8 protein-coding genes and 4 pseudogenes are annotated in these 9,235 nt (G+C 62.9%); 8 read left to right on the top strand and 4 right to left on the bottom strand.

Annotation, left to right across the window (positions count from 1 at the left end; all coding sequences use genetic code 11):
- Nucleotides 1–64: 64 nt before the first annotated feature.
- Nucleotides 65–382, top strand: a pseudogene (locus MKK51_RS01355) (IS21 family transposase); the annotation flags it as partial.
- 74 nt (nucleotides 383–456) lie between these two features.
- On the opposite strand, the pseudogene MKK51_RS01350 reads toward MKK51_RS01355, so the two are convergent.
- Nucleotides 457–1,431 (bottom strand): annotated as a pseudogene (locus MKK51_RS01350) (IS3 family transposase); the annotation flags it as partial.
- Between MKK51_RS01350 and MKK51_RS01345 the strand changes: the two are divergent.
- The 3 genes from MKK51_RS01345 (at nucleotide 1,403) to MKK51_RS01335 (ending at nucleotide 2,888) form a co-directional block, all read left to right on the top strand.
- Nucleotides 1,403–1,615 (top strand): outer membrane protein, encoded by a 213-nt coding sequence (locus tag MKK51_RS01345; protein ID WP_243974512.1) that lies wholly within the window; start codon nucleotides 1,403–1,405, stop codon nucleotides 1,613–1,615. The pseudogene MKK51_RS01350 and the gene MKK51_RS01345 sit on opposite strands and share 29 nt — an antisense overlap.
- A gap of 92 nt (nucleotides 1,616–1,707) precedes the next feature.
- Entirely contained in the window at nucleotides 1,708–2,313 is a 606-nt protein-coding gene (locus MKK51_RS01340; RefSeq protein ID WP_243974510.1) for a hypothetical protein, read from the top strand.
- A 59-nt stretch (nucleotides 2,314–2,372) separates the two neighbouring features.
- Nucleotides 2,373–2,888 (top strand): hypothetical protein, encoded by a 516-nt coding sequence (locus MKK51_RS01335; RefSeq protein ID WP_243974508.1) that lies wholly within the window; start codon nucleotides 2,373–2,375, stop codon nucleotides 2,886–2,888.
- A 262-nt stretch (nucleotides 2,889–3,150) separates the two neighbouring features.
- Here the strand turns inward: MKK51_RS01335 and rnk are convergent.
- Nucleotides 3,151–3,556, bottom strand: a pseudogene (rnk, locus tag MKK51_RS01330) (nucleoside diphosphate kinase regulator).
- Nucleotides 3,557–4,723: 1,167 nt separating this feature from the next.
- On the opposite strand from rnk, the gene MKK51_RS01325 reads away from it, so the two are divergent.
- Nucleotides 4,724–6,160, top strand: a complete 1,437-nt coding sequence (locus MKK51_RS01325) for a homospermidine synthase (protein ID WP_243974506.1) — start codon at nucleotides 4,724–4,726, stop codon at nucleotides 6,158–6,160.
- 14 nt (nucleotides 6,161–6,174) lie between these two features.
- Entirely contained in the window at nucleotides 6,175–7,437 is a 1,263-nt protein-coding gene (gene hpnE / locus MKK51_RS01320; protein ID WP_243974504.1) for a hydroxysqualene dehydroxylase HpnE, read from the top strand.
- Between the two features lie 417 nt (nucleotides 7,438–7,854).
- Here the strand turns inward: hpnE and MKK51_RS01315 are convergent, their stop codons facing one another.
- Both MKK51_RS01315 and MKK51_RS01310 read right to left on the bottom strand, forming a co-directional pair.
- Nucleotides 7,855–8,193, bottom strand: coding sequence for a hypothetical protein (locus MKK51_RS01315; RefSeq protein WP_243974503.1), 339 nt, complete (start codon nucleotides 8,191–8,193; stop codon nucleotides 7,855–7,857).
- Between the two features lie 99 nt (nucleotides 8,194–8,292).
- Nucleotides 8,293–8,552: pseudogene (locus tag MKK51_RS01310) on the bottom strand (integrase core domain-containing protein); the annotation flags it as partial.
- Nucleotides 8,553–8,659: 107 nt separating this feature from the next.
- Between MKK51_RS01310 and MKK51_RS01305 the strand changes: the two are divergent.
- Nucleotides 8,660–8,872, top strand: coding sequence for a hypothetical protein (locus MKK51_RS01305; protein WP_243974502.1), 213 nt, complete (start codon nucleotides 8,660–8,662; stop codon nucleotides 8,870–8,872).
- A gap of 150 nt (nucleotides 8,873–9,022) precedes the next feature.
- Nucleotides 9,023–9,220, top strand: coding sequence for a hypothetical protein (locus MKK51_RS01300; RefSeq protein WP_243974501.1), 198 nt, complete (start codon nucleotides 9,023–9,025; stop codon nucleotides 9,218–9,220).
- Nucleotides 9,221–9,235: the final 15 nt, after the last annotated feature.

Below are 9,235 nucleotides of genomic sequence, written 5' to 3'. Positions count from 1 at the left end.
TGCTGATGCGGGCGGCGTAAAAGTCGGCCAGTTTGAGAGGCTTCTCTTTCGGGAGGGGCCCAGGATGTTTGCCGTGGAAGTCTACGCGGCCGTTCGGCAGTTCGTTTTCATCGACGGCAACTCTCGTCGCGAGGCGGCCCGGGTGTTCGGGCTGAACCGCGATGCGATTGCCAAGATGTGCCGGTTCTCGCTGCCGCCGGGCTACACGCGCTCGAAGCCGGTCAAGATGCCGAAGCTGGGTCCGCCGCTACCGGTGATCGATGCGATCCTGGAGGCGGATCGGACCGCGCCCGTCAAGCAGCAGCACACGGCCAAGCGGATCTTCGAGCGTCTCCGCGACGAACACGGCTACGGCGGAGGCTACACGGTGATGAAGGACCATTGTCCGTCGTCAGATGATTTGGGACATTCAGCGGTGTTCAGGAGCGGAGGCTCTGGTCCATCTGGGGTAAGAGGTTAGGCGGCCTGCGCATGGTGGCGCAAGCGGCGATCCATCAGGGTCTGGCGGTTGATGCGTTCCCGCTCGGCCAGGATCCCTTCGCCGCGTCCGGAGTAGACGTCAGCGGGCGTGAGGTTGCTCAGGCTCTCATGGGCTCGGGCATGGTTGTAGTGTTCGACGAAGTCGGCAACCTGCGTCTCCAGCTCGCCGGGCAAGTAAACGTGTTCGAGCAGGATGCGGTTCTTGAGCGTCTGGTGCCAGCGCTCGATCTTGCCCTGCGTTTGCGGATGACAAGGCGCACCGCGGATGTGGGTCATGCCTCGGCTGGCGAGCCAGTCAGCCAGGTCGCTGGCGACGTAGCTCGGCCCGTTGTCGGAGAGCAGGCGTGGCCGCGGCATCACCCGCGCCTGATCGAGCCCAGCCGCACCCAGCGCCAGGTCGAGCGTGGCGGTGACGTCGCTGGCCTGCATCGTCGTGCACAGCTTCCAGGCGACGATGTAGCGTGAGAAGTCGTCCAGGACCGTCGACAGGTAGTACCAGCCCCAGCCAACGACCTTCAGGTAGGTGAAGTCCGTCTGCCAAAGCTGGTTGGGCGCGGTGGTCTTATCGCGGAACTCGTCGGCGGCCTTGATGACGATATAGGCCGGGCTGGTGATCAGGTCCTGAGACTTGAGCAACCGGTAGACGGTCGCTTCCGAGACGAAGTAGCGGCGCTCGTTGGTGAAGCGCACCGCCAGCTCAGGCGGACTGAGTTCAGGCTGCTCCAGAGCCAAGGCAACGATCTGCTCGCGGATCTCCGCAGGTAGACGGTTCCAGACCCGGCTCGGCTGCGAAGGATGGTCCTTCAACGCCTTGGGGCCGCCGCGCTGGTAGGCGTCGTACCAGCGGTAAAACGTCGAGCGCGTGATGCCGAGCTTGTCCAGGGTGGCACGCACCGGCAGGTGGGATTGCTCGACCAGCCGGATGATTTCCAGCTTCTCGGGGGCCGGGTATGCGATCACCGATGGCCTCAGCGCCAAGATCGAGGGCCTCTACGGCGACCTCGGCCGTTCCAGTGTGACCGCCCGCTACACCGGCACCGGTAGCACCGAGCCCACCGACATCTACACGGTGCGCGAATCGAACCGCTTCGGCCTCGTTCGCGCTGGCCTGAACTACCGCTTCACCGGCCTCTGAGCCGCCCAACTCGCACCCAGGCGCGTGTCGGTCCTGTGCCGACACGCGAGATACCTCCACGGCCCCGCGCCCTTCTCAGATGAGACAATCGGATGTCCCTGCCGACGATGTCACCGGTGGCCTCCACCGGGCTCCAGCATTACGAGACGCTCCTGGAACTCACGGGCTCGCAGTATCGCTTCAATGACGGGCGGTTCGGCGTCGGGGTCGTGCTCGGCATGCTCGATGCCAGGACCGGCTGCCTGCCGATCGGCCTCGTAAACGGCAAGCGGCGGTACTACGCCAATGTGCTCTACTATGATGCGAACCGTCGCTGCCTCGACGTTGGAGATGCCGACTATTGGAGCGAGTTCGTCGGCTCTTATGTCGGCGGCGGGTGGCTGCTCAAGCTGGTGACCGGTCTCGGCGGAGCCACCCTGACGGTGGTGGGAGCCGTCTTCACGACCGCCATCCAGGCGTTCACGTTCTTTTTGGTTCCGGCGCTGCTGTTCGGCCTCGTGGGAATGCTCGTCTACGCGTTTCTGGGGTACACCCTCTACCTGACGGTCATGCTGGCTCTGCCGTACCTCCTTGGTGGCATCGCAGCCTATGTGGTCCTCTGCTTGCTGCTCGCATTCGTACAGAGCGCACGTCAGCGAAGGGCCGGCCAAGCCATCGAGACCCTGCTGACCCGCCAGTTGATGTCCCTCTTCGGCTGAAAGCGCCGCCGGGCAGTCCGGCGACCGTACTCATCTCCTCATACACAGTGGAATTCCATATGATTCGCTCAGTCGGTGGCGTCCTCTCGCTCGTCCTCGCGCTCACCGCGGCAGCTGCCGCTTCCCAAGCCGCCGAGCCCTGGCAGAAGATGGTCTATTCGGATCCGCGCCATCCATCGGAGTTTACACCGCTTGTCGCACCCCTGTGGCAGCGGGAGATCGCCGGCAAACCGTTCCATCAGATCCATGCTGCCCGGTTCGAGGCGGGTGGTCAGACCTATCTCGTGAGTATCGTCTTCGCCGGCGAGATATGCTCGATGGGAGCCAACGGTCGCAATGCTGTCGCCGAGCCTGCGATCTGCCCGGCTCGTGTCGATCTTCTGCAGGACGGAAAGGTTGTACGAACGACCCGTGGCAAGGCCTGCTCGGTTTCGCCCATGCCCGAGGATGAAACAGGCAACCAAGCTGACGCCACTCAGGTCAGGCTCGATCCGGTTGCAAGGACCGTTGCGTTTCGCTCGCTTATGGCCGGCAAGTCTGTTCGGGCATGCCAGCGAACCCTGCGCCTGCCTTGACCGATCAAATGGTTACGACAGACTTCGGCGATCGGAATCCACCCAAGCTGCGCTAAGGTCGCTCCCTCCATATCGCTTTGGTGGAACGTAGCCAGGAACCGATTAGGTAGGCCCGTACGAACAGCATACGCGCGTGGCATAGCCGGACGTAGGCAACCTGGCCGACTAGCTCGGCGCAGGACCCACATCCGTGGTGCGCTATGCCATCCTCAAACGCACGCTGACCGGAGACAAGCTCCCAATTCCTCAGGCGCGGGCCCTGCTAAATGAGTTCAGGAACCTTTACATCGAGGACCGTCAGTCGCTTCACCGCCCCCGTCCGGGTCTGCCAATCCATCGACTGACCAAGGCTCAACCCGATCAGCGCCGCCCCGATGGGCGTCAGAACGGACACTCTCCCCTGCTCGATATCCGCTTCGCCCGGGTACACCAGCGTGACGATCTGAACCTTGCCCGTCGCATCGTCCCTGAACTCGACCCTGCACCCCATCTGGACGAGGCCGGACACGCACGCCCTGTGACCGACGATTTTCGCACGGTCCACCTCATCGGCAAGGCAAGGAGGCAACCTCGGGGGCACGGTTGATGGCGGATGAAGCCAGCCGCGCCAGACGTTCATGGTCGTCCGGCGGCATCCTGATGTGCGGCTTCGTCATTTTTTGTGACATAATCGTCAATCCTCGCTGTATTTCGACCTGGATCGATCAAGCAGCGCTTGGTCCCGGGTCGTCGTCTTTGTCTGTACTGGTTGCGTCGGACCGATTGTTGCCCAGCCCGGATTGCGGCCTTGGGTAATTCCCGCGCGAGAACGGGATCACGGTGCGTGCCATCGGAACCACGTTGGCCGCAGGTTCCGCCCCGCTCCCCCCAACCCTATCGACGTGGGTCTCGGTCGCCGCAGGCGCCGGCAGGTCGGATTTGGAAGTTTCCATGACTTCTGCTCCGCAAGTACGTGTCTACTGGTGATTCAACAGTGGTTACACAACATAGGTTTGCCAGCAGGCGAGCCGTACAGTCTCCTACCCGCCGGTGAGATACTTGGTGATATCGGTTGGTCCTGACTTGAGCCAGCACGCAATCCCCGAGCGGTCCGTGCACACAGGCACCTCCGGCTCGGGGCTATTCGCCCGCGATAAATCTACCTGCCCGGAGCAGGTTACGATGGGAAGGCCAAGAATTGCGCATGATTTATTCTCCCGGAAGGCGACCCACTTGTCAATTCCTGGTCGCCGTACCTTCCAGCGTAGGAAATTCGAAATACGAAATAACGTTGATTGACACCCGTATGGCTTAGCCTATGCTCTCCGTTATCATGTCGAACCTTTTACAGAGCATTCGCCTCTTAGGGCGTGCGGGCAGCCTGCAAGCAGGCTCCTAAGCCCTGGCGCTTGGCCAGCCTTTTAAGGCGGGGCCCGTTCCAGGGTAGATTTCCAGAATAGTTCAGTCCTTCCCAGGCACCGTTTCCGGCAGACTTGGCCGAAGCGCGCAGCGTCGCCGGGATCGGCACGAGGCGGCCGCTTCAGCTGATTGCCGTCGTGGTCATCCGGTCGGACCTAAACATCATGCGAATTTCTTCGCAGCACGCCGCGTTCGGTCTTCGAATTCGGGTAGAGTAGCCGGTTCCATTCCGGGTGCTTAGCCTCAGCGGCACGATGACTTCGCGAACTGCCTAGTTATCCAACCATCGATCCAGGACGGGTCGGGGCACCCAAGGGCTTAGTCTGATTCAGGCGGTCCTCCCACCATCCTACGTCACTCCCGTCCTTAGAACGGACGGCCTCGCGGTCGGTGCTCAAGCCTCACCGAACCTTCCCCTCCGCAAAGGAATAAGAACGATGACCGAACCCATTTGGCCAGTCCACGGTCGCATCACCGGCCCCATCGTCATGATCGGCTTCGGGTCCATCGGACGCGGCGTCCTTCCGCTGATCGAGCGCCATTTCGAGTACGATAAGCGCCGCTTTACGGTCGTCGAGCCCTCGGATGCGCACCGGGCCCTGGCCGACCGGCATGGCCTGCGCTTCGAGCAGGTGGCCCTGACGAAGGAGAATTTTCGCGACGTCCTCACCCCACTCCTCACCGAGGGCGGCGGCCAGGGCTTCTGCGTCAACGTCTCCGTGGACACCTCGTCCCGTGCTATTATGGAACTCTGCCGAGAGCTCGGCGCCTTCTACATCGATACCGTGGCCGAGCCTTGGCCGGGCTTCTACTTCGACAAGGATCGGAGCCAGGGCGACCGCACCAACTATGCGCTGCGCCAGGAGATCCTTGATGCGCGCGCTACCAGCCCCGGTGGCACCACCGCGGTGTCGTGTTGCGGCGCCAATCCCGGCATGGTCTCCTGGTTCGTGAAGCAGGCGCTCCTGAACGTCGCCGGCGATCTCGGCCTGAAGACCCCGGAGCCGAAGGACCGCGCCGGCTGGGCCGCGTTCATGCGCGAGGTCGGCGTCAAGGGCATCCACATCGCCGAGCGCGACACCCAGCGCGCCAAGACCCCGAAACCGCAGGGGGTATTCGTGAACACTTGGTCGGTGGAAGGCTTCGTTTCCGAGGGCAACCAGCCGGCCGAGCTCGGATGGGGCACCCACGAGACCTGGCGTCCGGACAACGCCCACGACCAGGAGAAGGGCTCGCGCTGCGCGATCTACCTGCTCCAGCCCGGGGCCGACACCCGCGTGCGCTCGTGGACGCCGACGGCCCAGGCGCAGTTCGGCTTCCTCGTGACCCACAGCGAAGCCGTCTCGATCTCGGATTACTACACAGTGCCGGAGGGCGGGCGCGCCGCCTATCGGCCGACCTGTCACTACGCCTATCACCCGGCCGACGACGCCGTGCTGTCCCTGCACGAGATGTTCGGCAAGGCGGCCGAGGTGCAGGGGAGGCACCACATCCTCGACGAAACCGAAATCCTCGACGGAATCGACGAGCTCGGCGTGCTCCTCTACGGCCATGAGAAGAACGCCTACTGGTTCGGCTCGCAGCTCTCCATCGAGGAGACCCGGCGCATTGCCCCATACCAGAACGCCACGGGCCTTCAGGTGACCTCGGCGGTTCTCGCCGGCATGGTCTGGGCGTTGGAAAACCCGGAGGCCGGCATCGTCGAGGCCGACGAAATGGATTTCCGCCGCTGCCTTGAGGTGCAGAGCCCGTATCTCGGCCCCGTCATCGGCGTCTATACCGACTGGACCCCACTCGCCGGTCGGCCCGGCCTCTTCCCGGAAGACATCGACGAAACCGATCCCTGGCAGTTCCGCAACGTCCTCGTCCGTTAATGGGAGGGCACACGATGCCGAATGTCGTTCACGTCGTGGGCGCGGGGCTGTCGGGGCTCTCCGCGGCCGTGCGCCTCGCGGAAGCTGGGCGTACGGTGATCGTCCACGAGGCCGCTGGTCATGCCGGCGGCCGCTGCAGGTCCTATCACGACCCACATCTCGGGATGACCATCGACAACGGCAACCACCTTGTCCTGTCGGGAAACGGGACGACCTTCGCCTTCCTGGACCGCATCGGCGGCGGCGATGCGGTCTCCGTGCATGCGCGTGCGGAGTTTCCTTTCATCGACCTCGCCGCGGGCGAGCGCTGGACGCTGCGCCTCAACAAGGGGCGCGTGCCGTGGTGGATCCTCGATCCAGCCCGACGCGTTCCGGGCACCCAGGCTACCGATTACGCAGCGATCCTCCGCCTCCTCTCGGCAAGGCCGGGGGCGAAGGTATCGGACGTGCTCCTTTGTGAGGGGACACTCTACGAGCGGCTTTGGCGCCCCGTCCTCCTGGCTGCGCTGAACATCGACCCGCGGGATGCCGATGCGAACCTTGCCGCCCAGGTCCTGCGCGAGACCTTCGGCGAGGGCGGGCATGCCTGTCGACCTGTCATAGCCCAGGGCGGCCTCTCGAAGGCCTTTGTCGAGCCGGCATTGCGCTTCCTGGAGGAGCGTGGGGCGGTGGTCCGTCACAACGATCGTCTGCACTGCCTGGCGTATGAAGGGAGCCGCGTCGCTGGCCTGGTCCTCGGCAACGGCTCGGTGCAGCTGCAGCCTTGGGATCAGGTCATCCTCGCGCTTCCTCCCAAAGCAACGGCCGACGCCATCCCGGGATTGGTTGCCCCGACGGACCACCGGGGGATCGTGAACGTCCACTTCGCTGTGAACTGCCCTGCCGACACGCCGCGGCTGATGGGTGTGTTAAACGGGTTGTCGGACTGGATCTTCGCCTATCCGGACCGAATCTCGGTGACTGTCAGCGCAACGGATCTGGACGTTATGAGCCGACAGGAAATCGCCCACCAGATCTGGACCGAGGTCTCCTACGTCACCGGGCGGTACATGACGGGCCTGTCGGATATCCCTCCGCCTTGGCAGGTCATCCGCGAGAAACGAGCGGCCTTCGCGCCAACGCCTGAGGCCGCCCGGCTTCGCCCCCGGACGCGCACGGAATTCCGAAACCTCTTCATCGCCGGTGACTGGACCGACACGGGTCTTCCCGCCTGCATCGAGGGGGCCATTCGGTCGGGAGATAAGGCGGCCCAGACGGTGATAGAAGCGAATGGCTAACCCGCTCTTGAATTACGAGCCCAATTTCTTGAATAAAAATTGCATAAGTTCATAGATTCATTATTTATTAGGTGCTATGTTTATTTCGGGCCATCCTTTGAACAAGAGAGCCGGTCGCCTTGTCGCAGGCCGCTAAGCCCCGAAGCTGGAGAGCGGCGAACGCTCTCCGCTCGCAAAGGGCTGTGCGTCGCGCAGGCATCAGCACAAGATCGGCGGTTCGCGGAAGCGACGCAGGATTGGGCCAAGCAAGCTACCGCGCTGCACTTCCTCGTTGGCGGATCGTCCCGACGCTGACCTGACGATCCGCCGCTTCTTGAGCGTTCAAGCAGATGTATGTGGCCTCGATCGAACGAGTCCAAAACAGCGGTTGGCCGCCCGGCCAGGAACCCTGGGCTGTGGCAACATTATCGAGTGGATTCACGTTGCCGAGTTGATCCAGCGAGCGATGCCCGGCCACACCTCGCGCAGGGTGCTGGATCCCATGAAGAGGCCGATGTGGCCGCCCGGTGCTAGTCTCTCCATTATCCGAGCGGCCGGAGTTCCGAACAGGGTCTTGGCTGCGAATACTTGCTCCTTGGGCGTGATGTCGTCACTTTCGCCATCCAGGAGATACGTCGGGCAGGTGATAGATGTTAGATTTAACGTTTTACCCAATGCAACAAACTCAACCTTGGCGAGCCGGGTTTCCTTAAAATTGTTTTGATTACCTGCAGATACCACCTGCCCGGTAAATCGATTGGATTTTCGTACCAGCATTCGAAAATCTCGGTCTTGCTAAGGTAGGCGGGGGCGTCGATGTGCTCGTAGAGGTCGATGTGAACCGCTCCGGGTTTCCCGAAGGCCATTTGGTTTGGGTCAAGCGGCCAAGGCGTGCACCTCGGTGTGGGCATAGTAGCGCGCTTCGGCCTCGGAGGGAGGGATATTCCCGATGGGTTCGAGCAGGCGACGGGTGTTGAACCAGTCGACTTAATGAGGGTGGCAAACTCAACAGCCTCCGATGAGCGCCACGGGCCGCGCCGCTGGATCACCTCGGCCTTGAATAGGCCGATGATCGTCTCGGCGAGAGCATTATCGTACGAGTCGCCGACGCTGCCGACGGAGAGTTCGATACCGCTTGTTTCTCCCGTCCGCCCGCATAGGGCGAATTCTTCCTTGAGATGGATCAAGGATTCCCCCCGGAGTCCGGGCATCATGGCCGCCGTAACCAAAACGGGAGACGGCCATGAGCATGGTGATGGGAACGGCCTATGGGCCGGCGGTGCGCAGTGTCGGGATGCCAAGAGCTATGGCCGGGCGGGCGGCGTTGAGGCCCCCGGATACGCGGCCCGTCATCGAGGACGGATATAGCTATCAGGCCATCGGCGGCCTTCAGGCTCTCGGCCTGGCCACCGCGGCATCCGTCATGGTGACCGTGCTGCTCTGGACCATGCTCTGACGGAATCGACCCCATGGAAGCGTCCGGCCCGCCACGGTCGTGCGAATTCCGACTCTATGAGCAGGGCTTCGGACAGAATCCGCTCTTCAGTTCCGAGGCTAAGACATTTCAGAGACCTAACGGGAGCCGAAGATGCATCGATACATGGTCATGTTCCATAAAGTGATCACGGATGGCGCCGGCCACGACCGTCGCGTCCTGCAGCATCGGACGGTTGTGCGTGCGAATTCCGAGGTGGGGGCGCTCTACGAGGCCAAGGCCCTTTTTCGCGAGATCGCGAACATCGCGGATTGGCGGCTTCGCGCCGATACTTGCGAGGCCGTCGAGCTGGCACGCTCCTCCGCCTAAAGTCGATCGTCCTGC

It is taken from the genome of Methylobacterium sp. E-045, assembly GCF_022829685.1.
Lineage (GTDB): Bacteria > Pseudomonadota > Alphaproteobacteria > Rhizobiales > Beijerinckiaceae > Methylobacterium.
The sequence above is the reverse complement of the archived record's forward strand: the minus strand, read 5'-3'. Positions and strand labels throughout refer to the sequence as shown.